Origin of the sequence: Nostoc sp. ChiQUE02, assembly GCF_034531305.2 — a bacterium.
Classification (GTDB): Bacteria; Cyanobacteriota; Cyanobacteriia; order Cyanobacteriales; family Nostocaceae; genus Nostoc.
Window position 1 is genome coordinate 127,079 of sequence record NZ_JAVRBN020000016.1, and the last position, 26,506, is coordinate 153,584.

At 41.7% G+C, this 26,506-nt stretch carries 23 protein-coding genes and 3 pseudogenes; 13 read left to right on the forward strand and 13 right to left on the reverse strand.

Annotated elements, in window-relative coordinates:
• Nucleotides 1–46 precede the first annotated feature (46 nt).
• Nucleotides 47–922, forward strand: a complete 876-nt coding sequence (locus tag RM347_RS18210) for an SMP-30/gluconolactonase/LRE family protein (protein WP_322720660.1) — start codon at nt 47–49, stop codon at nt 920–922.
• Nucleotides 923–1,086: 164 nt separating this feature from the next.
• Here the strand turns inward: RM347_RS18210 and pgsA are convergent, their stop codons facing one another.
• Complete coding sequence (gene pgsA / locus RM347_RS18215) at nt 1,087–1,623, reverse strand: CDP-diacylglycerol--glycerol-3-phosphate 3-phosphatidyltransferase (RefSeq protein WP_322720568.1); 537 nt, start codon at nt 1,621–1,623, stop codon at nt 1,087–1,089.
• 130 nt (nt 1,624–1,753) lie between these two features.
• On the opposite strand from pgsA, the gene RM347_RS18220 reads away from it, so the two are divergent.
• From RM347_RS18220 to RM347_RS18235, 4 genes and pseudogenes are all read left to right on the forward strand, one after another.
• The gene (locus tag RM347_RS18220) at nt 1,754–3,175 is read left to right on the forward strand and encodes an aspartate ammonia-lyase (protein ID WP_322720567.1); all 1,422 of its coding nucleotides are present in this window, start codon (nt 1,754–1,756) and stop codon (nt 3,173–3,175) included.
• Nucleotides 3,176–3,234: 59 nt separating this feature from the next.
• Complete coding sequence (locus RM347_RS18225; RefSeq protein WP_322720566.1) at nt 3,235–4,206, forward strand: DUF362 domain-containing protein; 972 nt, start codon at nt 3,235–3,237, stop codon at nt 4,204–4,206.
• A gap of 1,130 nt (nt 4,207–5,336) precedes the next feature.
• Nucleotides 5,337–5,522 carry a hypothetical protein gene (locus RM347_RS18230; protein ID WP_322720565.1) on the forward strand — a complete coding sequence of 62 codons (186 nt, stop codon included), beginning with the start codon at nt 5,337–5,339 and terminating at the stop codon, nt 5,520–5,522.
• 1,054 nt (nt 5,523–6,576) lie between these two features.
• Nucleotides 6,577–6,918 (forward strand): annotated as a pseudogene (locus tag RM347_RS18235) (FkbM family methyltransferase); the annotation flags it as partial.
• A 57-nt stretch (nt 6,919–6,975) separates the two neighbouring features.
• Here RM347_RS18235 and RM347_RS18240 read toward each other — a convergent pair.
• Nucleotides 6,976–7,134, reverse strand: coding sequence for a hypothetical protein (locus RM347_RS18240; RefSeq protein WP_322720564.1), 159 nt, complete (start codon nt 7,132–7,134; stop codon nt 6,976–6,978).
• Between the two features lie 186 nt (nt 7,135–7,320).
• Between RM347_RS18240 and RM347_RS18245 the strand changes: the two genes are divergently transcribed.
• The 3 genes from RM347_RS18245 to RM347_RS18255 all read left to right on the forward strand — a co-directional run bounded on the left by RM347_RS18245 (nt 7,321) and on the right by RM347_RS18255 (nt 9,274).
• Entirely contained in the window at nt 7,321–7,833 is a 513-nt protein-coding gene (locus RM347_RS18245) for an inorganic diphosphatase (protein WP_094349222.1), read from the forward strand.
• A gap of 143 nt (nt 7,834–7,976) precedes the next feature.
• Nucleotides 7,977–8,360, forward strand: coding sequence for an aspartate 1-decarboxylase (gene panD, locus RM347_RS18250; protein ID WP_322720563.1), 384 nt, complete (start codon nt 7,977–7,979; stop codon nt 8,358–8,360).
• A gap of 11 nt (nt 8,361–8,371) precedes the next feature.
• Nucleotides 8,372–9,274 (forward strand): MBL fold metallo-hydrolase, encoded by a 903-nt coding sequence (locus tag RM347_RS18255; protein ID WP_322720562.1) that lies wholly within the window; start codon nt 8,372–8,374, stop codon nt 9,272–9,274.
• Nucleotides 9,275–9,464: 190 nt separating this feature from the next.
• Here RM347_RS18255 and RM347_RS18260 read toward each other — a convergent pair whose 3' ends face one another.
• Both RM347_RS18260 and RM347_RS18265 read right to left on the reverse strand, forming a co-directional pair.
• Entirely contained in the window at nt 9,465–10,679 is a 1,215-nt protein-coding gene (locus tag RM347_RS18260; protein ID WP_322720561.1) for an HhoA/HhoB/HtrA family serine endopeptidase, read from the reverse strand.
• A 601-nt stretch (nt 10,680–11,280) separates the two neighbouring features.
• Nucleotides 11,281–12,603 carry a D-alanyl-D-alanine carboxypeptidase gene (locus RM347_RS18265; RefSeq protein ID WP_322720560.1) on the reverse strand — a complete coding sequence of 441 codons (1,323 nt, stop codon included), beginning with the start codon at nt 12,601–12,603 and terminating at the stop codon, nt 11,281–11,283.
• 386 nt (nt 12,604–12,989) lie between these two features.
• Here RM347_RS18265 and RM347_RS18270 point away from each other — a divergent pair, with 386 nt between their 5' ends.
• Nucleotides 12,990–13,139, forward strand: coding sequence for a hypothetical protein (locus tag RM347_RS18270; protein ID WP_322720559.1), 150 nt, complete (start codon nt 12,990–12,992; stop codon nt 13,137–13,139).
• A 63-nt stretch (nt 13,140–13,202) separates the two neighbouring features.
• On the opposite strand, the gene RM347_RS18275 is transcribed toward RM347_RS18270, so the two are convergent.
• Entirely contained in the window at nt 13,203–14,273 is a 1,071-nt protein-coding gene (locus RM347_RS18275) for an LOG family protein (RefSeq protein ID WP_322720558.1), read from the reverse strand.
• A gap of 563 nt (nt 14,274–14,836) precedes the next feature.
• Between RM347_RS18275 and RM347_RS18280 the strand changes: the two genes are divergently transcribed.
• The 3 genes from RM347_RS18280 to RM347_RS18290 all read left to right on the forward strand — a co-directional run bounded on the left by RM347_RS18280 (nt 14,837) and on the right by RM347_RS18290 (nt 18,815).
• Entirely contained in the window at nt 14,837–17,146 is a 2,310-nt protein-coding gene (locus RM347_RS18280; protein WP_322720557.1) for a PhoD-like phosphatase, read from the forward strand.
• 269 nt (nt 17,147–17,415) lie between these two features.
• Nucleotides 17,416–17,889: a hypothetical protein gene (locus RM347_RS18285; RefSeq protein ID WP_322720556.1), complete on the forward strand. Its 474-nt coding sequence runs from the start codon at nt 17,416–17,418 to the stop codon at nt 17,887–17,889.
• Between the two features lie 665 nt (nt 17,890–18,554).
• Nucleotides 18,555–18,815, forward strand: coding sequence for a Uma2 family endonuclease (locus RM347_RS18290; RefSeq protein WP_322720555.1), 261 nt, complete (start codon nt 18,555–18,557; stop codon nt 18,813–18,815).
• A gap of 100 nt (nt 18,816–18,915) precedes the next feature.
• Here the strand turns inward: RM347_RS18290 and RM347_RS18295 are convergent, their stop codons facing one another.
• The gene (locus tag RM347_RS18295; protein ID WP_322720554.1) at nt 18,916–19,662 is read right to left on the reverse strand and encodes a creatininase family protein; all 747 of its coding nucleotides are present in this window, start codon (nt 19,660–19,662) and stop codon (nt 18,916–18,918) included.
• Between the two features lie 107 nt (nt 19,663–19,769).
• Between RM347_RS18295 and RM347_RS18300 the strand changes: the two genes are divergently transcribed.
• Nucleotides 19,770–20,051, forward strand: coding sequence for a hypothetical protein (locus RM347_RS18300; protein WP_322720553.1), 282 nt, complete (start codon nt 19,770–19,772; stop codon nt 20,049–20,051).
• Between the two features lie 348 nt (nt 20,052–20,399).
• Here the strand turns inward: RM347_RS18300 and RM347_RS18305 are convergent, their stop codons facing one another.
• The 7 genes and pseudogenes from RM347_RS18305 to RM347_RS18335 form a co-directional block, all read right to left on the reverse strand.
• Nucleotides 20,400–20,672: a cupin domain-containing protein gene (locus RM347_RS18305; protein ID WP_322720552.1), complete on the reverse strand. Its 273-nt coding sequence runs from the start codon at nt 20,670–20,672 to the stop codon at nt 20,400–20,402.
• A 22-nt stretch (nt 20,673–20,694) separates the two neighbouring features.
• Nucleotides 20,695–21,054, reverse strand: coding sequence for a Mo-dependent nitrogenase C-terminal domain-containing protein (locus tag RM347_RS18310; protein WP_322720551.1), 360 nt, complete (start codon nt 21,052–21,054; stop codon nt 20,695–20,697).
• Nucleotides 21,055–21,990: 936 nt separating this feature from the next.
• Entirely contained in the window at nt 21,991–23,454 is a 1,464-nt protein-coding gene (locus RM347_RS18315) for a protein kinase domain-containing protein (protein ID WP_322720550.1), read from the reverse strand.
• A gap of 48 nt (nt 23,455–23,502) precedes the next feature.
• Entirely contained in the window at nt 23,503–24,051 is a 549-nt protein-coding gene (locus tag RM347_RS18320) for a GIY-YIG nuclease family protein (protein ID WP_322720549.1), read from the reverse strand.
• A gap of 72 nt (nt 24,052–24,123) precedes the next feature.
• Nucleotides 24,124–24,453 (reverse strand): hypothetical protein, encoded by a 330-nt coding sequence (locus RM347_RS18325; RefSeq protein ID WP_322720548.1) that lies wholly within the window; start codon nt 24,451–24,453, stop codon nt 24,124–24,126.
• A 256-nt stretch (nt 24,454–24,709) separates the two neighbouring features.
• Nucleotides 24,710–24,867: pseudogene (locus RM347_RS18330) on the reverse strand (transposase); the annotation flags it as partial.
• A 179-nt stretch (nt 24,868–25,046) separates the two neighbouring features.
• Nucleotides 25,047–26,433, reverse strand: a pseudogene (locus RM347_RS18335) (transposase).
• Between the last annotated feature and the right edge of the window lie 73 nt (nt 26,434–26,506).

Consider the following 26,506-nt stretch of genomic DNA (forward strand, 5'->3'; position numbering starts at 1 on the left):
GGTAACTCATCCAGATTGGAATCGTTATGTGTTGTTGGTTGATAAAATGAAAAAGTTGCAATATCCACTCCACAATATTCTAGAGTCCCGTGCCCGCTTAGGTGAAGGCCCCATCTGGGACTCTACCCAAAACCTAATTTATTGGGTTGACATCTACAACCATCGGGTACATCAGTTCAATCCTGCCACGGGGAAAGACATGTTTTTTGATGTGGGAGATGTAGTAGGCGCGATCGCAACAGCAGGTACAGATAGATTAATTATGGCACTGCGTCATCACCTGGCATTCCTCAACACCCAGACAGGTGAAGTTACCCCCTTTTTGGAGATTGAAGCAAATCTGCCAGAGAACCGTCTCAACGATGGCAAATGTGACTCTCAAGGCCGTTTTTGGATCGGTTCAATGTGTTCTTCAGAAAAACCCCAGGCTAACCTTTATCGCTACGATCGTGACGGTTCATTGCATGTGATGGAAACGGGATTGACTATCTCTAATGGTCTGGGGTGGAGTCCCGATCAAAAAACGTTTTATTTGACTGATTCTCCTCAGCAAAAAATATATGCTTACGACTTTAATTCAGCAACGGGTAGCATTACTAATCGCCGGATTTTTGTTGATTTAACTCATGAATCTTTCTACCCAGATGGGTTGACGATAGATAGTAAAGGAAATATTTGGTCAGCCATGTGGGATGGGTGGTGTGTGATTCGTTTCAACGCCAAGGGTGAAGAGATATTGCGGATAAATTTACCTGTGCAATTGCCAACTAGTTGCACTTTTGGCGGCGAAAATTTGCAAACACTCTACATAACTACTGCTTCAGTTGGACTCAGCCAAGGGGAGATAGAAAAAAGTTTCTACTCAGGTGATTTGTTTGCTCTCCAAACTGATGTTATCGGATTACCTAGCTATGATTTCTAGAAATAAAGTAGCCGCTGTGTCAAGGTGAGGTGGACAATTGAGGGTTTAAGTTTAACGCAGAGGAACGCAAAGTTTGTTTGAGTCCATTTGCTACGAACTTGGGCAAAGCTATATTAAGGGATTTTCAAATAAAAAAACATCAGTTCCATACAGCTTTTTTGAGTTCACTTTGTACCTAGCGGTGTATTTTCTCTGGTTGGATTTTGTGGTATTAGGTAAATTGCTCCAGATATTAAAGTCAAGGCAACAGAAATCCAAAAGGCGATCAGAGAAGGAGTTTGCCACACCTCAGGTAGGGGTGCAATCAGAAGTGCGATCGCTACTATTTGACTAACAGTTTTGAGTTTACCCCAAATATTCGCCCCGGTAATCGTCGTTTGATTCACCCGCCAACCAGCGATCGCTAATTCCCGCGCTAAAATCAAAAACACTCCCCAAGCCGGCACTTTTCCTAGTTCAATAAAAACCATCAACGGCGCAAGTACCAGAAATTTATCCACTAAAGGATCAAGAAACTTACCCAAGTCACTGATTTGGTTGAGTTTCCGCGCCAAATAGCCATCTAACCAATCAGTTAATGCCGCAATGATAAAAATCGCCAAACATATCCATCTAGCTTGTGCTGTGGGATTGTACAAGCCATAAAGCAGAAATGGTACACCTAGAAGGCGAGAGAAGGTAATCCAGTTGGGTAGGGTCATCGAAAATTCAAAATTAACAAGTGTAAAGCAATAAGCAGGCAAGCAAATATGCAAAATATATGCAGATTAGTGTACGTGAGTGTACCTGCGTGGGAAAATCTGTTTTCTGTAGCTCTCCTAAAACAATACTATGACTGAACACACAGACTCCCAATTCCGCATCGAACGCGATTCGATGGGCGATCGCCAAATTGCTAGTAGTGTTTATTACGGCATTCAAACGCTACGGGCAATAGAAAACTTCCCTATTAGCGGCATCAAGCCTTTAGCTACTTACGTAGATGCCGGACTAATCATTAAAAAAGCTACAGCAATTGTGAATGGTGAACTAAATTGCATTCCCCAAGATATTAGTCAGGCGATTGTGCAAGCAACTGATGAAATCCTGGCTGGGAAGTTCCGCGATCAATTTGTCGTGGATGTTTATCAGGCGGGTGCTGGAACATCCCACCACATGAATGTCAACGAAGTTTTAGCAAATCGCGCCTTAGAAATACTTGGTGAAGAAAAGGGCAATTATAAACGTGTTAGTCCCAATGACCACGTTAATTATGGGCAGTCTACCAATGATGTGATTCCTACGGCAATTCGTATTGGTGGTTTATTGGCATTATCCAAGACATTACACCCAGCAATAGATGGTGCGATCGCGTCTTTAGAAAATAAAGCTGTAGAATTTCAAGATATCGTCAAATCTGGCAGAACCCACTTACAAGACGCTGTACCTGTGCGTTTGGGTGAGAATTTTCGGGCTTGGGCACAAATCCTCACAGAACATCAAAACCGGATTTACACCGCCTCTGGTGATTTGATGGTGCTGGGTTTGGGAGGTAGTGCAGCCGGAACGGGTTTAAATACTCATCCTCTTTATCGCGCCCGTGTGGTAGAAGTTCTCTCAGAATTGATTGATACTCCTTTAGAACCTGCGCCCCATCTCATGGCAGCCATGCAGAGTATGGCACCATTTGTGAATGTTTCCGGTGCTTTACGCAACTTAGCGCAGGATTTAGTCAAAATATCTCACGATTTACGGCTGATGGATTCGGGGCCAAAAACTGGTTTGAAAGAAATTCAACTCCCCCCAGTGCAACCAGGTTCCTCGATTATGCCAGGGAAATATAACCCAGTCATGGCAGAGATGACATCAATGGTGTGTTTTCAGGTGATGGGTTACGACAGTGCGATCGCTTTAGCCGCACAAGCCGGACAATTAGAATTAAATGTGATGATGCCGCTGATTGCTTATAACTTGATTCACAGTATCGAAATTCTGGGCAATACCATCGCTGCACTCACCGAACGCTGCATTCAGGGAATTACTGCTAACCGGGAACGTTGTTTAGGGTATGCCGAAGGCAGTTTAGCTTTAGTAACTGCACTAAATACCCACATCGGTTATTTAAATGCCGCAGCTGTCGCCAAAGAATCTTTAGAAACTGGCAAATCCCTGCGGCAAATTGTTTTAGAACGAGGATTAATGAGTGAAACAGACTTAGCTACAGTTTTAAATCTAGAACAAATGAGTGGTATCTTACCGCTCAGAACAGAATAATAGATTACAGGTAATCTCCTGTCCCCAGCAGTCTCCAGTCCCCTATCTCCTATCTATCCATGCAGACTCAAAAACCATCTGTTAGTCTCATTCGGGCTACATCCTACGAACGAGAGGCCTTACGGGAATCTTTAGTCATTCTCCTGGAACCTTTTGGAGGAATGGCAGCGTTTGTAAAAAAAGGCGATCGCGTTTTACTCAAACCAAATCTACTTACAGGAACGCGTCCTGGTAAAGAGTGTATCACTCGTGCCGAACTAGTTTACGAAGTTGCCCAGATGGTAATTGAGGTTGGCGGTAAGCCATTTTTGGGCGATAGTCCTGCTTTTGGCAGTGCTAAGGGCGTAGCAGTGGCAAATGGCTATCTGCCTATTTTAGAAGAACTCAATCTTCCCGTCATCGATTTTCACGGTCAGCGTTACCAAACTATTAGTGACAATTTTAACCATCTGCGGTTGTCTAAAGAAGCAATGGAAGCAGACGTAGTAATTAACCTACCGAAAGTGAAATCACATGCCCAGTTGACATTAACACTGGGCGTCAAAAACTTGTTTGGTTGCGTCCCCGGTAAAATGAAAGCTTGGTGGCACATGGAAGCCGGAAAAGATGCGAACAGATTTGGTGAAATGTTAGTAGAAACTGCCAGGGCAATTAAACCTAACTTAACCATTTTAGATGGCATCATCGGTCATGAAGGAAATGGCCCCAGCAATGGTGAACCTCGCCACCTGGGCATTTTAGCAGCTGCATCAGATATATTTGCCTTAGATCGGGCAATGGTAGAAATCCTCAATGTTCCTCCTGAACAAGTGCCCACAGTTGCAGCTTCCCAAAGGCTAGGAGTTTGTCCAGAACTTACTGCCATAGTGTTTCCGCATTTAAATCCTGACTTATTAAAAATAGAAGATTGGCGGCTACCAGACAAATTAATGCCCATCGATTTTGGTATGCCCCGCGTAATTAAGTCTACGTTTAAGCATCTTTACACCCGATTTATCAAGGAACCAATGAGTGTTTACGGAAGGGAGTAAGGACACAACTCTTGGAGACGCTCCACGTAGCTTGCTTCCACGTTCGCGTAGCGTGCCGTAGGTAAGTGGTACGACAAGCGGTAGTTGAGCGCAGTCGAAACTCAGTGCATCGCTGGGGAAGAAGCAGGGAGCAGGGGTAAATTCCTCTCCTCTGCCCCACACCCCGCCCCTCTGCCTCTTTTCAATGCCCAATCCCGAATTTACAAGTGCAAACTTCGTTACAGCAATTTGATTTGTTAAGAGAGTAATCTCTAATTACCCTCCGATTGCTTAACCAGACCGCCCTATGATATTTTAGTGGCGGTTTTTTTAGCTGATTAATTTTTATGCAATTTCTCGTATTAGGTTTTGATTTATCAAAAAGTTATACAGATTTAGGATCTGGAAATTGAGATTGGGTATTTTGTTCAAATATCAGCAAAGTCTGGTGATAACCCGCTACTCGTCCATGCCACCTTCCAAAGCATTTTTACTCTACCTATATATAGATTGACAAAATCACTGTGATATTGCATGGATTGAAAAATTTAAATTCTAAAATATTTATTTAGTGAGATCACTGAATCCATGCTGCACAATACAGTTGATGTATCTGTATTTATTCCGTAGCTATGATTGGTTACAAAAATCATTCCTACCCAATTCTTCTCTAGTGTTAAATATTTTTGTGTATAACTACTGTATAACAATCAAAAGTACTGAATCTCTAGCAGTGGTTTTGCGGTTTTGTGTTCTGTATCACAAATTAGTAATTTCAGTAAAATGACCTTATCAAAGGCGTTGTAGGATGTTATAATCATGAAGTATCGGACAAATACATTTTGCTAATTAATATTTAAGCAGCGAAAAAAATGTAACTTATGATGCTGTTAAAGTTGGCTTTGCGTATGCGAACCGTTACAAAATACAGGCAAACTTCTGAAAATATTAATCACAAAATAAAACTTGATTTGTTTGTTTGTAACTTTGGATTAAGAATTCCATGTATAAAAATGCTATTATGACAATTTTAAAACTGGTTTAGTTTGTAGAATGCTACACATTTTACAGTTTAAAAATAGCTAAAATAGCATCAAGACTCTCAATGAGAGAGTAGACCTACACAGTGTTACGAAAAACGTCAATTTTGTATGAATTCAAATAGCCAGTCTGCCAATGCCGATACATATTCCCAACGTTTGGCAGACATTGTGGGAACTGCGATCGCTCTGTTGACTCTCACCCTACCCGTGTTTGTCATCGCCCACTATTCTTCAACTAATGTTCAAAATAACCAGCAACCCCTAATCCAAAACCTCAAAGGAAGTCAAGATTGATAAAGCTTTCCAGTAGCATTTTACCAGCAGAAGAGCTACAGTCCAAATTCTGTAGGTGCGATCGCCATAGAAAGATAACATAGCTAACAAAACCCATCCACTAGATTTTTCAGGACTGTCCTTAATTAGATATAGGAGTGAAATTCTTGTAGAGACGCGAGTTTCGCGTCTCTACAAGAATTTCAGGTAATGCATAATTAATTTCACAAGATGTCGATTAAAGCTTTTGACCCACCTTTAAACCAGTTCAATTGAGCTTGTTTTAAGGAATCCCCGACCGTTTACGGCGGGGAGGATGTCAACACAAACTTATGGCAATGATCAGACAAACCAGCTTCCGATGATGGTAAAAGCTTGTTTCCGCTCTTCATCAATATGTGTGTCTGCGTAGGCGTAGCCCGCACTTCTCTACGAGACGCTGCGCGTAACTTGCTCTTGCTTTCACGTTTGCATAGCGTGCCGTAGGCAAGTGGTACGACAAAGTTCACTGACCACCGTAGGCATCGCTTGTTCAATAGCTTCTGATGGAATCGCTGTTTTTAAAGCTTTGAGTAGTGTACCTGATTCAACTACAGGCGAGAGCAGTGAGAATTATTGGAGTTGTAATTTTTACTCAGTATGCTCCGGGTATAAGGCTAAGTTTACCTGGTTTGACGCTTAACCAAACCGTATTGGCACAATTAAAGGTAGAACTAGCCAATACCGCGCAAGATTCTTGCGCCGCATTACCCATCTCAATCCTTTATAGAGCAGGCTTTTTAGCTAGGCGATCAAAAATTTTTCTTATGCGATTCAATGTCGTATAATTTTAGCAAGTCTCTCAAAAAGTTTACACTGGAAATTAAATCCTTAAGTTCATTATCCTTACTACCTTAGGTTTAGTAACGGAATTTAGTAATTGGCAACGCAATAATCAGGGTTTTAAGTAGAAAAGATTTATATATCAGAGCAAGATTCTGCCCTAACTACTTTCAGTACCAAGTGGAAATCATTCCTAGAAACCTAAAAGGATAGAAAGTTAACTCCATTTTCTCTTGGTCTACAAACTTATGAAGTACCCACTACTACCCTTGATTTTCTAATTCAGCAGTTTGGAATTCCGAGATACATAAAAATTGATGTCGAAGGATATGAATTAGAGGCAGTAAAAGGATTGTCTTATCGAATAAATTTAATTAGTTTGGAGGCTAATCTGCCAGAATTTCGCGAAGAAACAATTAATAGCGTTTCGCATTTATTTGAAATAGAAAATAAGGCATTATTTAATTATGTTTTGAATGACACAAAAAATTTTCAACTGGATACTTGGTTAGACTATAGAGGAGTAATTAACTTTCTCAAAACTACTAATTTAAGGTATGTAAGGTATATGGAAATTTATTGCAAAATGGAATAATTGATTGTTAAACATTTTAGATAATTGGCCACGGGGCGATCGCGAACTCAATTGTCATCAAAAATCGATTAAGTCCTCTACTCCCAATTCGTTCGGACGACCTGATTTGAGCTTCAGTGGAGTATGATGCTGTACGATCAAAATCATCCGCTGGAAAGTCTGACGTTTAACACCAACATATCGTTTGAAGAAAGCGCCTAGAAACTTTTCGTGCACACTTATATCTTGAAGTTGAAGTAGCAAGCAAGTAGCTTATAATACCAGAAAATATTTTTGTAAGAGACCTAATGAATACCTTGGGATGAATACCTTGGGAAGAGATCCATATTGCCCTAAAATTCTACACGGGGAGCGAAGCTGACTGAGTGCCCCCATGATTCACTGTTATCAGAGGAGTTTTTTGTGGATTTATCTCGTATTCCTGCCCAACCGAAACCTGGTCTAATCAACGTTTTGATTGAAATTACTGGCGGAAGTAAAAATAAATACGAATATGACAAGGAACTAGAAGCTTTTGCTCTAGACCGAGTACTTTATTCCTCGGTACAATATCCTTATGACTACGGCTTTGTACCCAATACTTTGGCTGATGATGGCGATCCGCTAGATGGTATGGTCATAATTGATGAGCCAACCTTTCCAGGTTGTATTATTGCCGCGCGACCGATTGGCTTCTTGGAGATGATTGACGGTGGCGATCGCGATGAGAAAATCCTTTGTGTTCCTGATAAAGATCCGCGCTACACTCAAGTAAAATCACTGAAAGACGTAGCTCCACACCGCTTAGATGAAATTGCCGAATTTTTCCGTAGTTATAAAAATTTGGAAAAAAAGGTAACTGAAATTCTCGGTTGGCAAGATGTGGATAAGGTTGCAGCTTTAGTAGAAAAATCCGTCAAAGCTTATAGAGGATAATAGAAGAGTTACGATTTATGAGTTAAGAGTTATGAATTTTTATTCCTAACTCCTAACTCCTGTAGAGACGCGATTAATCGCGTCTCTACTCATAACTTTCGCTTGTTACGGATTGTAAAAACTGCCACCAACCCCAAACCAAAATGCAGCGCACTCTCCTTTTGGCAAAAATTCATAACTGCACCCTCACGGGGGCTAATATCAACTACGTGGGTAGTATCAGCATTGATGAAATCCTTTTGGAAAAAGCTGGTATCTTACCCTATGAGCAGGTGCAAGTAGTTAATAATGCCAACGGTCAGCGCTTTATTACTTATGCGATCCCAGCTCCAGCCCATTCAGGAGTAATTGAGCTAAATGGGGGTGCGGCACGTCTAGGCATTATTGGCGATCGCTTGATTATAATGACTTACGGGCAGTTCACTCCAGAAGAGTTAAAAAGTTACTCTCCTACGGTAGTCATTGTGGACGAAAAAAACAGGCTGTTGGAAGTGCGGCGCTACGATGACCTGCTCAGTAAGGTCTAATTTCAAGGAAAATGTCAAATTTTGAGTTGTCGGGTTCCCAGAGCTACATACCTGAAAAGTCATCTACCCTGCCAAGTAGCCCAGCAGGTGAATTTCTCGTGCAATTTTGGGGTGTAAGAGGTTTGATTCCCACTCCAAGTAGCAATACCAGTCGTTATGGTGGTAATACCGCTTGTGTAGAAATGCATATAGCTGGGAAACGCTTGATTTTTGATGGCGGTACTGGCTTACGCATACTGGGTAAAACTTGGCAAGAACTGCAACAGCCACTAGAAGCCCATTTATTTTTTACCAACTGTCAATCAAATCGGATTCAAGGGTTTCCCTTTTTTGCTCCAGCATTTATTGGGGAAAATTGTTTTCACATTTACGGCACAGCTGCCTCAAATGGAGCCTCAATCAAACAATGTCTGTACGACCAGATGCTCCAGCCCCACTTTCCTTACCCTTTACAGGTAATGCAGTCGGAATTACAGTTTTACAATCTGACTCCAGACAGTGACGTGAAGCTAGATGATGTCACGATTACAACTGCATTAATCAATCAAACTCAGCGGTCAGTTGGCTACCGAGTTACTTGGCAAGAGTATAGTGTTGCCTACATCACGGATTTGCACCAGAATGCCGATCAAATAGAGCGAGAGCGGATTTTAGAGTTTATTAAAGGCGTTGACTTGCTGATCGCCAATGCTACTTACACTCCGCCTACCTCTCACAACCATGATTCTGCTGATTTACTCTGGCAAGCTGCGGTGAATGCGGCTCTGAATGCTGGCGTCAAACGGCTAGCCATTTCTCATCATCACCCAGATGACCATGATGATTTTCTTGACCAGGTTCAAGTCGATATTAAATCTGCCTTTCCTCAAGCAATACTAGCCCATGAAGGTCTAGTATTAGCTGTTGGTAAGTGATTTAGACTCCTTGCCAGAGCATAGCTAAAGGGTAGCAGGGGGAGTAAAACACCACAAAAGTTATCCAGTTTTTACATTTATGAGGTTATAGTACCTGATCTCCTTTGCAGACAAAGTAGGGGCGCACAGCTAGCTGTGCGCCCCTACTATATTCCACGCTTAAGTTGACACCAGTAACAGATATGCCCCACTACGTAGCATTTTGCAACTCGGCCGTGCGGACTGAAAGCTGCTGTGTCTGATTACCTCGTTGCACTTTCACCTGTAATACTTGACCAAGACGACTGTCTTCCACAACGTTCTGCAATTGTTCAGCACTGGTAATAGCTTTACCATCAACTTGAAGAATTACATCCCCGCGCCGGATACCCGCAGATGCAGCAGGAGAATTGGGGACAACTCGCATGACAAAAACACCATTAATTTCTGGTATCTGAATAGGAGAGTTGGGATCAGTGTTATTTTGCTTGGCAAGATCGGGTGTCAAAGTTAGCATTTGTACGCCCAAATAGGGATGAGCAACTTTGCCATCACGTTGCAGTTGCGCGGCGATCGCTTTAGCTTTATCAATAGGAATCGCAAACCCAATACCCATCGCGTCAGGACGAATGGCTGTGTTAATGCCAATCACTTCACCTTGACCATTCAATAGTGGTCCCCCAGAGTTACCAGGGTTAATGGCAGCGTCGGTTTGAATGAAGTCCAAGCGTTTGTCACTAATGCCGACTTGGGCGCTAGAACGTTTGAGAGTACTGACAATTCCCAAGGTAACGGTGTTATCAAATCCCAAAGGATTACCAACTGCGATCGCCCAGTCTCCTACCTGTACATTAGTGGAAGAACCCAAGGGCGCTACTGGTAGATCGTTACCAGCATTAATCTTGACTACTGCCAAATCTGTGACTTCATCAATACCTTGAACTTTCCCTTCAAAGGTGCGACCATCTTTGAGTCGGACTGTTACTTTATCAGCTTTATCGACCACATGAGCATTGGTCATAACTAAACCGCTCTTGTCAATAATGAAACCTGAGCCTAAACCGCGTAACTGCTCAGAAGGCATCTGTTGAGGGAAGCCATCACCAAAAAACCGCCGGAAAAAGGGGTCTTCCATAAATGGATCAGTGCGACGAGTAATTGTGCGCTCAGTATCAATTCGGACAACTGCTGTTCCCACACGATTCACTGCTGCTGTGACAAAGCTAGTGCTACCGATCGCAGCAGTGGCTGGTGATTGCCGTTGGGCAATTAGGTTTGAAGTATCTCCAGCAGTTACTGTGGGTGCTGGTTCGGCTTGGGAGGGCAACACCTGCAATGTGCTAACTGTTAGCAAAATTCCTAGCGCGATCGCTAACACATGAGTACTGAGTTGACGTAAAGACCGGGGTAATTTGAGAAAACGCATAATCACAACCTAATTTATAAGCTTAATTGTTGCTTAGTCGTGACAAATCTATTTACAGTTATTTTTACAAAATTGACGTTGGCTTTTTACTTCAGGTTTCGCCTGCCGTTCCCACTAGTGGGGTTATGGCATTTTGCGAACTACCTGTAATCAACTTAATGGAAAATTTAACCCAAAAGCTATTATGGACATTCACCCTTTACAAGTTCGGTTTTTACCCATCAAAAAAACTTTTGGATTGCTAATAAGACTAAACCTTTCAAGGCAGTGACACCCATAATAAGGGACTTCCAACTAAAAAAATGTCCCATCGCTGTGTAAGCAGGGGGAGCATACTTCGACTCCCTTCCCTACGGGACGCTACGCGTAGCTTGCTTCCCCGGAGGGGTACGACTACGCTACCTCGGCTTTGCTCGGCACAAGTCAGGGCAAGTTGCTCAGTAACCGGGGGAAGCAGAGGAAGCAGGGGAGGAAGAATCTGATCATCATCATCGCTCTAAAAATTGGATAATTTAATTTCTGGAAATCCCTAAGCGGCCAGAGGATACCCACAAGCATTTTTGGTTCAAAACCTTGTCAGATGATAACTTTAGACGATGAACTAACTTTTGAATAAAATTTCATTGCGACTAGTTGCGCCTAGCAGTGGTAAAGAGTTGATAACTGAGTGGGGAGTGAGGGCAGCAGGAACAGTTGGAGGTAGTTGTAATTGTTGTACAACACGTTGCAATAGCTGGTCTTGTCCAGTCCGGAAACCCCAGACATTTGTTCCACGGTTGATAATAGCAAACCAAACCAAACCGCGATCGCGTGTTGGCATCACTCCCGCTAAAGCGCTCACATCGCGGAGAGTGCCAGTTTTGATCACAGTAGCAAGGGGAATGTGTCTGGCATGTAGTGTCCCGCGGTGATCAAATCCAGACATGGGGAACAAGTCAGCCAGATTCAATTGATGAGCAGATGCCTCACCTTGAATAGCCATCAACATGGCGCAGACAGCTCTGGGGGAAATGCGATTTTCGGGGCCCAGTCCAGAACCATTTATTAACTGAATTTCTACTTGTGGCACCCTAGCAAGGTGAGCAGCAGTTGATTGGACTACAGTTGCTCCTCCCACTGAGTCTGCCAGCATCTCTGCCATATCGTTGTTACTGTAAACGTTCATCTCCTTGATTAGTTGCTTCAAGGGCAAGGAGCGATGACGCAGTAACAAAATTTGTTGAGGATTTGGTTGCGCCGCAACTTTCACCGCACCCGCAATCAGGACTTGAGGCTTAGGTGTTCCCTTGGGCATGATTGAGTGTGTATAAATAGCGGGGCGGCCCCAAGTTGCGCGATTTAGTGTTTGCTTGAGCATCAGACCTGCCAGCATCGGCTGACGTTGGAAATTCATGGCAAAACTGCCAGTAACGATCAAATTTCCCTTTACCTGCTTGATGCCCATTTTATTGAGAGTATTACCAAGAGCGATCGCTTCTTCCCAAACAAACAAAGGATCGCCACCGCCAGTAATCACCAAATCGCCCTGCACAACTCCCTTCACCACTGGGCCAGTGACACTCACCAAAGTATCAAATTGGTAATCTGGCCCCCAAGTTTTCAAAGCAACTAATGAAGTGGCAATTTTGGTTAAAGAGGCAGCCGGCAGAGGTGTTGTGCCTTGGTGATTAGCCATCAACATCGGCCCAGACTGCATCCAAATTCCCTGACTCTCAGCCAGATTTTGCCCTACAACTTTTGATGTTATTAACCCTTTGAGATATGCCTGCACCGTAGTCGCCCCAGCTGGATTGGGATCAGGGGCAAGAACCAAGCCAGGGCTACTTTGCCAGGTCAAAGCGTCTAAGGCATCTAGAGGTTTGATTTGTACCCCGGCCATTTCCAGCCAGAGCGACACCAAACCTGAACCCAATAATTCCAGCATGTTTTATTCCTCTGTTAGGATCTGATACGTTGTTTACTGTGCTAATATACAAGCTTTTTTACGATAATCAGTATTGAGCCATAATAGCTGGTGTTTTTCTCATCTGGAAGTAGGATGAATAATATTGTTTTGTGGCTCATTTGACAATGTCAAAATGCCCATTGCTCATGGAGATACCCACATGAAAATTAAAAATCTTTAGCTGAGGCAATGATCTCAATTAGTTATGAGAAAAATGTATAGCAAGATATGAATCGATCAAATCCCAAAGATAAAGCAGACATAATATCATCTTGAAGTGGGATTTTCTTGGTGTTTAGGTATACCTAATACAGACTTTTTATCTGTGGAAATGTTACCCCGTTAGCCTGATTCAGGAACTAGCGATGTCTACGATGGTCACTGAGCGACTTGCCCTGACTTGTGCCGAGCAAAGCCGAGGTAGCGTAGTCGTACCACTTCGTGGAAGCAAGCTACGCGTAGCGTCCCATAGGGAAGGGAGTCGAAGTGCGGGCTACGCCTACGCAATTCCATAACCTTGAAGCAAGGAAAAGGAAAGTGATTTAAAATTATCCCCCTTCCCTTCCCTTTCTTAATACCTACTTTCTTTCTGGATGTGCTGCATCCTCTGGTGAAGGAGTACCCATCTGGTTAATTGTGGCAATCATCTGATACAAGCGCCCCAAATCGCGTTGATTGAAGTACAAAATGAGACGAGGTAGTCCAACAGTTTCATCTTGTGCTTCTTGAGGGAATGCCTGACTTTTTTCAATCCGTCCTTGAATAATAATGTCGCTAAAATCAGCATTGAGTTGCTCTACAAGAGCGTCTGATATATCTGTCTTCAGGCGGATGACTAACTGATCTCCTACATATCGACAGGAGTGATAAACCTGGTAAAAACGGGTGATGGCGTCGCAAGCCACATCCAGATTGTCTGTCACCGTGTAAAGGCTGGGGTCTTCAGGACTGACAAGACCATTTTGTACTAGTTGCTTATCAATGTATTCGCTCCAAGACCGCCAGTAATCGCCACCAGGGCGATCAATTAAAACTAAAGGTACTGGGCCAAATTTACCAGTTTGGCTTAATGTCATACATTCAAAAGCTTCATCTTGAGTGCCAAAGCCTCCCGGGAACAAGGCTACAGCATCACTTTCCTTGAGGAGAAACAGCTTGCGGGTAAAGAAATATTTGAAGTGAATTAGCTTGGGATCGCCCTCTATAAAGGGGTTTGCTTCTTGTTCAAAAGGTAACTGAATGTTTAATCCAAAGGAATTTTCTCGCCCAGCACCTTCGTGACCCGCCTGCATGATCCCACCGCCACCGCCGGTCATCACCATAAATCCTAATTGAGAAACAGCGCGACCAAATTCAAGCGCCATTTGGTACTCTGGCGTATCTGGCGCTAGGCGAGCAGAACCAAAGATAGTGACTTTGCGAACATGTCGGTAATCATAAAAAAGCTGGAAACCGCGCTCCATATCTGCTAACGCAGCCGATAATATTTTCCAATCGAGACGCTCAATTTCACTATCAGCTAAACGAATAATAGTAGCAAGTGCTTGCTGAATAAGTTGCCGATTTTTTAATGTCGGTAAACGAGCGATCAATTCAGCGATATCCGCCTGTAAAGACTCTAATGTGTCAAACGACGCAGATGAGGTCATGAGAACTGCCGCAACAATGGCACTATATTTTACGTGAACGACTTACACTCTAGCAAGCGGGATATAGCCCTCTGATGTACAGTTAGCGCTCTCATAACTGGCTTTGAGGTAGTATTGGTCATTACTCAAGCACAGATCCCCATTTTTTGAGATTGGAACTCGGAAGTTGGTGTTCGGCACTTGAAAGATGGTGTTCAAACCTACAAATTTTAAGGCTTTTGGCTCTAACTTATTATGGGGTGGGTGTCTCGCCATTGGTGTCAAGTTAAAAAAATAGAAATTTATCAAGTGGGTAAAACTCAACACTTTTTTGTTGAGAATAGCCATGAGTAAACCACGGAAGAAACAAAAAAATTCAGACTTTCGACATCGGGTAACTTCGGCCGCACACTAATGGTGTCTTGCGCTTCCCTGAACTTTTAGGCTGCAATCAATTTGCGCTATGAACTGATGTTAAACAGATGAGAATTGATGCATGATTGGTGATGAGATGAGTTTAGGCTACCAATTTAGGGGAGCAAAGTAACACATCTAAAACACCACTACTTTGTCAACTGTTTGCAATGAAGTATCAAGTTGGGGACGAGTTTTTACAAGAACTGCCACTGATTTTAGCGGGGCCAATCCTCAAACATACTGAACCAGAGTCTGTGACGGTATGGGTGGCACTCAAACAGTCTTGTCAGGTAGAACTCAAGGTTTATGACACAACAAATGATGGTGAAGCACTAGGAAATTGCTTATTGGAGGGGGAAGGTTCTACCGTTGCTCTGGGTAAGTATCTTCATGTCGTTGCCATAACGGCTCGGTCTACGGTTGGACATCGCCTAAGTAGCGATGCCTGCGGCGGTCTACGCCAACGCATCTATGCATACGACCTCCAGTTAACTGTTGCTGACCAAACCCCGCACACTCTGCAACAAGGATTATACTCAAACTCTTTTCCTAATGTCAGCATCAGCTACTTTGCTCATCAAAAACCAACCTTTGTTCTACCGCCAAACCGTCTTCAAGATTTGCAAATTGTCCATGCTTCCTGCCGTAAACCTCATGGTCATGGATTTGATGCACTGCCAATTCTTGACTGTTTGATTGAGGCGTCAGCGAATCAACCCCAACACCGCCCTCACCAGTTGTTTCTCACTGGAGATCAAATTTACGGCGACGATGTAGCAGAACCATACCTGTGGGTTGCCAGTACTCTTGGTGATGCACTTTTGGGTTGGGAAGAACAACTTCCTATGAATGGAGTGTACTGCACTCCCCAGCAACTACCCCCTGGAGAGCGGGCTGATGTTGCGACAAATCAAGCTGGCTTGACCGCAGGATTACATAATAAAGCTGAGAAAGTTGCCAGTCATCTTTTCAGCCTCGGTGAGTATTACGCTGCTTATTTACTAGCTTGGTCACCAGTGTGCTGGCCGATCGCATTCCCCAAAGGACACCAAGTAATGCGCGATCGCCATGCTATCAAGAAGTGGAACCGAGAAGTCCGGCATTTGCGCCAATTCATTTATACGCTTTGGAAAGTGCGTCGCGCCCTTGCCAATATTCCTATGTACACCATCTTTGATGACCATGATGTTAGTGATGACTGGAATTTGAACCAAGCTTGGTGTTTGCGAGTGCTGGGGCGTCCCTTAGGGCGACGAGTAGTGCAAAATGCATTGTTAGCTTACACGGTGTTTCAAGGGTGGGGCAATACGCCTGAGCAATTTGCACCAGGTAAACCTGGTGAAAAGCTGTTGGTGGCTGCACAAGCTTGGTCAGATTCCCAAGGGAGGGACGCAAAGGTTGATGAGGCGATCGCTCGCTATGTAGGTATGCCAGCCAACGATCCCCACACAGACTTACCTATTTTAGTTCGAGACGGTTCAGTATTCATCCTGGATCGACATCCTGAAGCACTGACTTGGAACTACATAGTCCGGAGCGATTGCCATGAAGTAATTGTGCTTGATACGCGGACTTGGCGGGGTTATCCAGCCGATCAAAAACCAATTGCGCCGCCGATGCTGCTGTGTCCAAAAGCCTTTGAGCAACAACTAGTTTTACCTTTACAACAAATAGATGAACAAACTCAGATTCAAAATACATTTGTCATTGCACCCACAAATGTATTTGGATTACAAGTGATTGATTGGATTCACCATTGGCACTTACAACAGGAGAAAGTTTTTTCAACGGATGTTGGAGATGCTTGGAATATTAATGTTGAAGCATTGGCGAAATTCTTAACCACCTTGTTTGAGGAACGTCAACAAGTCGTTATTCTATCCGGGGATATCCACTATAGTTCTGTTGCTCACTTGTCTTATGCACGCACCCATTCCAAATTACAGTCTGTCTTGGTGCAGTTAACCGCTAGTGCATTGAAGAATGAAGAGATTTTGACGCGGCTTATTCATACACGATTGAAAGATTGGCTGCTACCAGAAAAAGTGCGACATTGGATAGGGTGGATCGATCCACCTAATATGGTAGAAATTTCCGCGAGACAATTACACCATAATCGCCAGATGCTAATTGACTCTGACTGGCATTGTGTGCTGGAGTGGATACCTCGAAACAGTGTTCAGACTTATGACTGCACAGCAGATATATTATCGTTGATAGCTCCCTGGAAACGAGCCGAAAATGCTAAATGGAAATGGTTACAACCTCTGATGTTTTGGAAATTTCGTTGGTTTCAGGAGGGGCGAGAAGTAGTTGGATTGAATAATTTAGGTTTGGTTCACTTTCAGTTAGTAGATAGGAGTAGTTCTGGCAAAGTTATTCAAGATTTGTACTGGTTTTCTTCTTGGTATCCAACCCAAGTTGTTTACAGCCGTTTTGAGACCCAATTAAAGCCCAATCAGTCCTTGTTGCGATGACCTTTATAATACGCTTGGGTTAAGAGTTATTGGTGTAGATGGCTGGTCTTTAAAGACGCGATAAATCGCGTCTCTACATCAGGGTTTTGGGCTTATCTAAACTGTATTGACCTTTATAAGACAAGGGGAGAGGGAGACAAGGTGAAATTTCATCCCCTTGTCCCCTTATCTCCTTGTCTCTTCAATGACCAGCTTTGTTCTGTGAATGGAAATTTTGGTTGTATATCTGGGCACTCTATATTAAAGAAACTTACTGGAGAGTGATTTCTATGTCTACGACCTCAATTAGTGCAACATTGGCACAAACAGACAGAGATGCTGTGTTGCAAGCTATTACCACCATTAAAGAAAAGCTACCATTTTTGGTTGATTTGAGTTCCGACGATCGCAAGACTTTACCCAAGATGGGAGATAAGAGTCGGGCGTTTGTAAGCATTGCATTAGAGGTGGCGGCGCAGAATCCAGAGTTTTTACCACGTTCATTTGATTTGGATGAAATGCGGAAAGACGTGCAATTATATGAAGCGTTATATCCGGTGTTGTTATCGTTGACACAATTGCAAGAACTCGTCGATGATACTTCTTTGGCAGTCGGCAGTGAAGCTTATGCAGCCGCGTTGCAAGTGTATAACTATGCCAAAGCCAGCGGACAAGGGACGGGTTTAGATGCCGTGGTTGTGGAAATGAGAAAACGATTTGCTCGTAAACCTGCAAAGGCCGAGTATAAAGAACCAATGTTATAGGAAATAAGTCTGTAATTGCACCTCAAAGGTATAACGTTGAAGCTCAGAAATTGGATGTTGGAGTTAAAAGCACGATATTCCAAGTTCTGAGCTTAATTTTTGGAGTTCAAAGGCTCAACATTCGAGCAAAAAGGTGCAACTTCCGAGTTCAGAGGCTCAACGTTCGAGCAAAAAGGTGCAACTTCCGAGTTCAGAAGCTCAACGTTCGAGCAAAAAGGTGCAACTTCCGAGTTCAGAAGCTCAACGTTCGAGTAAAAAGGTGCAACTTCCGAGTTCAAAGGCTCAACGTTCGAGCAAAAAGGTGCAACTTCCGAGTTCAGAGGCTCAACGTTCGAGCAAAAAGGTGCAACTTCCGAGTTCAGAGGCTCAACGTTCGAGCAAAAAGGTTCAACTTCCGAGTTCAGAGGCTCAACGTTCGAGCAAAAAGGTTCAACTTCCGAGTTCAGAGGCTCAACGGTCGAGCAAAAAGGTTCAACTTCCGAGTTCAGAGGCTCAATTTTGGTGTTCTAATCAGTAAAAGCTGAGAATGTATGGAGTCAATTCAATAGAATTATCCCAACACGGCATATATTCACGTCATATACTATTGTGGAATTCAAGAAACCCAAGCGAATTTTGACTTTGCCGAGAAATAAAAGTTTTTCTTTTGGCGGGAGGGTTAGACAATGAGTGATTTACAAACCCAGCTACCGACAGATACATGGATTTACACTTCTTGGGAGGAGTATGAGCATGAAGAGTTGGGTATTGCCGAATACTGGGTAGTAGATGTCCAAAATGCCCAAATAATAGCTTATGCGATCGCAGATCAGGGTAGTAAATGTATCCAGGAATCACAGGTATTGCCTGGTTTGGCGATCGCTATTTTAGAGGAAGCCTTACGCCGTAGCCGTGAAATCAATCTGAAGTGGGAACTTGGTTATTGAGCCAATTTCAGCAAAAGGAGGATTGAGTATAACTGTTCTCAAGATATTTTGTGCAGAGACGCAATTTTACTCGCATCTCCACAATCTCTTTCCATGACTTTTATTCAGCGTTCACAAATTCCAAATACCCACTGCTAAGTTCTTTCACCGCCAAGTCATAAAATTGCTTACCATGTTCAGGCGTTGCTAAAGCCGGATTTGATCCCATACGTCCATCTGGATAACGCACTCGAAAGTCAGCAGCGCTATAAATTCGATGTCCGCTTGCAACTTCTGGTGAAAGATATGCTTGCTTAATCGCATCTGGATAAACGTACTGGGTGAGGGCGACTTCACTTGGCGTTGCATGAGAACCTTCTTGATCCCCATATAATTCTTTAGCTAGCTTATATACAGAACCGCACATAAACCAGTTTGCCACTTGACATTGCACATGTTGAGCATTACTAATCTGCAAATCTTCTAAATGCGCGTAAGTTTCTGAGAAAGCAGCTTTGAGGGTGGCGATATTACCACCATGTCCGTTAATAAAGTAGAACTTGCTAAAACCAGCTTTGGCTAAACAAGTTACATAATCTCGCACTACTTGAATTAAAGTACTAGGACGTAGACTGATTGAGCCAGGAAAGGCAGTATGGTGCAATGCCATCCCCACATTGATTGTAGGGCCAACGATCGCTTGAGTTGCATCACCTACACCAGCTGCGATCGCTTCTGCACAAATGGCATCAGTGCCAATTAACCCCGTTGGCCCGTGTTGTTCTGTGGAACCAATAGGGAAAATAATCCCCTTTGACTGCTGTAAATAAGCTTCGACTTCTTGCCAAGTACTTAAATGCAGTAACATTGTTAATGATTTTCCTCAATAAAATTGCGGTGGGACGAAACCTTTTTCTGCTAAACTCCCACTAACATGATTATGAACTCCCTTGCTTTTAAGTGGCGGGGATCGCTATGAAATCCCATCATCTCTGCCAAACTTATATTGGGTCAATTATAGGATTTTTGCTTGTTAACAGTATTTATAGCCCTTCTGCTGTGGCGGGACGCTATGTTTTCAATCAAATGCCTAAAACAATCGAGCGCTATTTTGGTCGTTATATTACTAAACAAAGCAATGGCGATACCGTTACTTATACTTATGCTCCACAAAGCTTTTGGCGGCTATTTTCTCAGTTTACAAAAGCAATTTCTCGATCATCTTTGTCAACAATCAGGTCAAATATATCAAACTAAATTTCAACAGTGATTTTTATCAATACTCAGGAAGTTATAATTACGATTAGGCTGAAGCAGTAAAATTTTACAACTATATTTTTAGTTATCACCCACCAATCTGGCAAGAACTTTCTGCTAAATTTGGAGGAAATGAGACTATTTATTCCTATCAATATTGTTTAGGGGATGGAGTCGCAACGAGTTTCGACAGATATGGATATAAGCAATTTACCGATTCTGCCACTTTATCCTACGACACTCGCTGCGAACCTCCATATAATAGAAATCTAAATTAAGTTATGAGATGTTGTGAGGTGTTGGTCTTTTGGATCATTAACAGACAAAGGGATCACTCTTGTCTATTGACTAATCAAAGTAATAATGTTTTTTCACGTTGCTTCTAATTTCCCATGTGCAGGACATACCAGAGGGAAAAATCACCAAATCGCCTTTACCCATTTGCACTGGCTGTCTACCATCAGGAATAACAATTACATCACCTTCCAAAAAGTAGCAAGTTTCTTGAGAATCATAAACCCAAGAGAATTTTGAGACTTCCTTTTCCCAAATTTCCCATTTAAAGACACCCATTTCATTAAGACGTTCTTGTCTGGGTTGATGCTCAACTTTAATTTCCATATTGTGTTTTTCCTAGTTATGTTCAGCAGTAGGATTGAATATCCTCTCCACACTGATCTACTAGATAACACAAAGCGCGAAAACGCAAGTAGACAAGTTCGTTATAAAGCGGATTGAGCTTGCACATAGGTGGAATATGACCTATTGTGCGGCCAAAAAGCATGATATCACGCTCGAATGGACACTGGGCGGGAATCAGTTTAGCAATAAATTTGGCTAATTTACGATTCTGAATGTCAATTTTGTCAAGCCATTGACGTAATGGTTGCAGTAAATCTAATTTAGGTTGAGCAAATTGCTTTTTACTACCTGCTTGATTCTTTTCTTCTAAAGGTTTAATAAAAGCAGGCAGAAAAATACGCTGATTATTTGTTTTAAGCATAGTTTTAGGCAAGGTTTTCCTTGTGTAGATGAACTATTTGCCGCTTGGGAATATTACCATGTAATTTGTCTAGTCAATTTGCGTTATGCTTGTAAATTAGGAAGGAAAATAAGCACAATGCAAAGAATTTACATGCATCTTTGGGGGGAAATTGTTTAACTAATTGTTATTTAAGCCCACCAAATCAGGAAGAACTGTCCCGTTAAATACAAAATAACAAAGAAAATATAAAAATGGCATTTCTTTAACTTATGGATTGCTAATCTTGGAGATAGCAATTTTATATCTTAAATATAAATGCCTGGTTCTGAAACTGCATAGTATCTAGAGATGGACTTTGAGGGAGAAAAATATAGTTTTGTTCTGACTCCATATAGATTTCGTTAGGATTAATTTTTAATATCTAATAATTTTAGAGTATTGAATATCCATAATTTTGTCTAATATACTACACAAGCTAACCTAAATATTATCTAATAAGTAGCAAGAAATCGTTTGATAAGTCCAAACTAATATTAGGACTTACGCAGAAAAGATGTCCTATTGTCTCCAAACCCACAGAAGACTCCTAGCCTCATAAAAATGGGAACTTTGGCTTCATTTTCCCTTTTTCAAGGGGAGACAGTGCATTGGGTGACCCTACCGAATTGTACTTCTTGGTTACGGAAGGCTGCGTGAATAAAGAAGCTATTAGCGTACAAACCCCCTTTCCTGCGGACTACCTCACCAGTCACCTGCTGCGGGAAATCGGCTCTGACATCTCATTTACACCGCTGGACTTACCTCAACACACTGACTTCTCCCTTGCCTGTCGTAGCTTTCCGGGGTCAATCAGCTATGGTTGTTTTTAGTAGGATATTTATTTAATAACGTGAGTTTCCAACGGAGGCGCACGTTTTGATAAGGCAACACCTCCTCTATCTAATCATAAAAAACTTATTTCTTAAAATATCTCAAGCCATAACGATCTTGATATTTGTTGATATACTCTACATTCTGTTGCTCTAATTTTGACAGCAATTTAGGTGGAAATGCTTTTGGTAAATATATAGGGCGATACCAAGATTGGTTATTAAAGTAATTTTGTAATTCAGGAGTGTCAAAACGGCGACCGTGACTGGCAAAAATCGAATTTCGCATAATATCTAGTTCAAAACCGTTTTTACCATCCAAATCTGTATCAGTTACAAGTCTTTGGGAAAGCCAGAAATAATTGTTGACAGCCGTGGTGTCAACTGGCGATATTGATGTAGTTGACGAAGGTGTAGATTGAGTAGGAAAAGATGGGGTAGTTGGTGTAAATATGGGAGTTTCTATCACTGGGTTGGTGACATTTGACGGTGTTTGTGAAGGTAATACCGCTTTGTCTGGTGTCGGTTGAGAAAATTTTGGTAACACTTGACTAATAATCACAGATACACCGATTAACCCACCTGCAATCAAACTGCCCATGAGAATACCATTTGGTTGATTGCTTTGAGGAGTAGGCTGTGGCTTGACAGCTACTGTCTGAGGTGGTGGTGCAGAGACTACAGTCGGTTGAGTCAAGAGGGGTTGCGTCGGTGGAATTGGATTTGCTATGCTCTGCAAGGTATCCAGCATTGCTCTGGCTGTGGGGTAGCGATCGCGCGGATGATATGCGATCGCTTTATCGATTACTCCTGCCATAATTGGGCTAACATGGCTAGCATACTGTCGCCACACAATTTCACCCGTCTGGGAATCCGTTTCTAGTTGTTGTGCTTGTCTACCAGTCAGCAAATAAATTACTGTCATTCCTAAACTGTATAAATCACTCGAATAAACTGGTCTACCTGCGGCTTGTTCACTCGGCATATAGCCCGGTGTACCAATCACAATCGAACTGGTAGGATTGCCTTGAGAATTTACTACTGTTCCCATCGATTCCCGTATAGCGCCAAAATCAATTAGCACTGGTTTACCATCCCGATGACGCACAATAATGTTATCCGGTTTAATATCGCGGTGAACGATATGCTTAGAGTGAACGTAATCCAGGACAGGTAATAAATTCATGAATAATTCCTGGACAGCGCCTTCACTAAATAGCCCCTGCGTTTGAACTTTTCCAGTTAGGGTATCGCCTTCAATCCACTCCTGAACTAAGTAAAATTGCCCACCTGAAGAGAAATAGGCATACAATGCTGGAATTTGGTCATTTGCGCCACCAAGTTCTTCTAGAATAGCTGCTTCGCGTTGAAACCTCTCTTGCACTAACTGGTAAATTTGGGGATTGTTGTGAATCGGTCTTAGCTGTTTAACCACACAACGGCGCTTTGAAGGCATGTAGGTATCTTCTGCTAAATAGGTTTCACCGAACCCACCAGCGCCCAGTGTGCGGATAACTTGATAGCGATCGTTCAGCAGCTGTATTGTCATAGGAGATTACAAGCAATATTCATAAGATAGTTTTCCCCATAACTACCTTCATTTCAAATCTAGTAAACCTTCTTCTTTCAATTTAGGATTGAAGCGAATTTGCATTTGCAAACCACGCACTTCTAGCAATTGCGTTGAAATTTCTGCTTCTATTCTCCGCGCCACATTTTTAAGAATTTTTATTTGTGCTAATTCATCATTAGCTGGATTTTGATAATTTGCCTGTTCTTCAGGTGTCATTAGCACTTTAACATCAACGGGATGAGTCCATTTTTCTTTGTGATCCCCATTACCCCATGGCACACTACCATTTTCAGCAATCCAAGCATTTTCAGTATTTTCTAAAATTGTACGACTAGGGCGTTCAATAGTTTCAACTTTGACCCAATAGCATTGCTGTGGCTGACGGACTAAATGCTGCTTGAGGCTGAGGTAAACATCACGGGAGTATCCTACAAATTGCAGCACTTTTTCTTGATCAAAAATAGCATACACCCCGATTTTACCCTGAAATTGTTCAGGTAATTGACCGCGATCATCAATGTAAGGAATGTATTCCAGGGTTGTCAAAGAAGAAAAATTCGTTTCAAGAGCCATACATCAAATATCAAACTTACTATTTGTTTTCAGAATTGAGAATTGCTAATTATGAAAAAATTATCTTTAAAATTACCCCTTATCCACTTTTTGGTAAATTGCACAAAGACGACTGGGTTTAAAAATCTTAGCACTAAACATGAAATTTGGTGGTACGTTGATAATGGCATACTCATCAGATTCATGATACTTTTCAAATTCTGCTGGCATTCCTTTAGTAGTAGTTAGGCTGTAAGGAACTGGTTGGAAAAGTAATTTTGTAAATTTAACTTGCTCCCACCGCAACTGCTGACAAATTTGGTTTAAGAAAGCAACGTTTGTCAATAAATTGAATAGAGTTTCTTGAGCTTGTGTTTCAAGAGTGAAACTGCCATCAAAGTTCTGGACGATTTTAAGGGGCATTTCTGTATAGGTAGTTATTAACAACTAAGTGATCATAGAGGATAGGCAATATGTTGCACATGGTCATCCAAAAATGCTAGCCAACAAAGCTTACCTTTTTGTGCAGATGAGCTTGGTGAAAAATTACCACTTTAAGATCAGCTTATTGGATTGTGGAACTTCTGTCAGCTACACGAGGAAGCTAGTGTGGTTAAGAATCATGAAGTTTAGCAGATTTTGGTATAGGTGATTTCTCCTTAACTCCTTAATGCTGTGCTGATAAAACAAGTCTAATTCTCTGAAAAATAATATGCATTTCTTTCAGGGTATGAGATACATTTTTGACTTCAACCAGTTTCTTTTTTGCTCTTCATTTAAGTCAGACTCATTTTTCAGTAAAACATATTTGCTGTTCTTCAGCCCCGATAATATTTTGGTTCTTCAGTACCTAGTATGCCAAAAATATAGTCGGACAAGTAAATAAACTTGCAATTGTGAGGGGACGCACACAAGAAATAATCAAGGAAACCCTTGTAGAATGGGGAACTGAGATTTTAGAGCAAATAGCCCTCTTCTGTCACTCTCCGGAATAAGCAAGTAGTAAATAAGTTAAATTATCCAGAAGCATAACCAGGTTTAAATTGATTCATTGCAGCAATTAAATGATTGAATCCTAGCAATAACTGTGAATTAGGGAAAATACTTAACCAAGGATAAATCAACCAAAATAGTAAGAGTGGTTGGATAATGAGACGCAGATTATTTAAAGTATTCTTCCATCCGTGTTCATGGTTCCATTGTGGATGATTAGAAAAATCAACATCATTATTTTCTTTTGTCTCAGTCTCAATTTGACGAGATTGATTTAAGCCTAAGAAGACTGGAGAATTTAAACTAATCATCGTGTAAACACAAAAAATAATCTCCCACCACCTCTCAATATGTTGGAAATTGGTGAAACGGTAATCTGTCCAGCCTAGTTCCTGTTTACACTGCCGAAAACCATATTCTACCCAGGTTCTTAATCCATATAAGTCGCCTAAAATCTTTTTGAGATTACCTTGAAGATTTGTCATTACAAATGTTGTTTAATTCTCTGGCATGGTTTCTGGGTCAGTAGTTATTTCCCAGTAAGTTATGGCTCTTTTTTTACCATAAATTATTTCCCTAATGTATCTATTTTCTGATTTCTGATTGCTAAATGTTCTCTCTTTCTTTACACCACTTATTCGCCCTAACGCTCTGTCCTGCTGGCAACCAGACGCCATGATTACTTCTTATCGCTACGACATAATCTAATTTATATTCAGCTAGTTTTCTAATAAATTGGCTGCTTTCACCCTTACGGGTTCGCCAGTCGCTTCAAGTCGGGGAACCCGCCCAACGCGCTGGCTCACCATATAAACTATCTGCTAGTACTAATTCAATATTAAATCCTGATTCAATTAATTCAGTAATAATTTCTGATGCCAACTCTATTTTAGTTTTATATTTATCTGACTCCTTTAGTGTTCCTTTTGGTTTAAATACTTTTACAATTAATGGAAAAGTTATGTTAGAGCAAACTCCATAAGCATTGACTGAAACTATCCCATTATCTACCTTACCCACACTTCCCAAATATTGTCTAGCCACATAATCAGTCTTTTTACCTTTTTTTCTATCTCCTGTTTCATCTATTACTACTGTAATCACCTGACCATCTAATTCTTTCTTCAATTTATTTAATCTTCGTTGTTTTAACTTATTTACTGACCAATCTGAATTGGCTAGAAAATGATGTAACGACTGTGCAGAGTTTATACTTACTACTTTCGCTATCTCTGGTAATGATTTTCTTTGAATTTGGGACATTATTCCCAGATGTAAATATTTGAAGCACTCATAATTTCTTACTTCTTTAAACAGGTCTTTATACTCTGCACAATATTCATCTATGGTGGCAACTGTTGGATGAGCATCTCTTGCCAAATGTTTCAAGATTTGTAATTCTACATCCATTGCTCTACTTACCTTTCAGGGTTTTCTTTTTTTATCCTTTTATTCAGAATACCCGGAAAGTGACAGAAGAGGG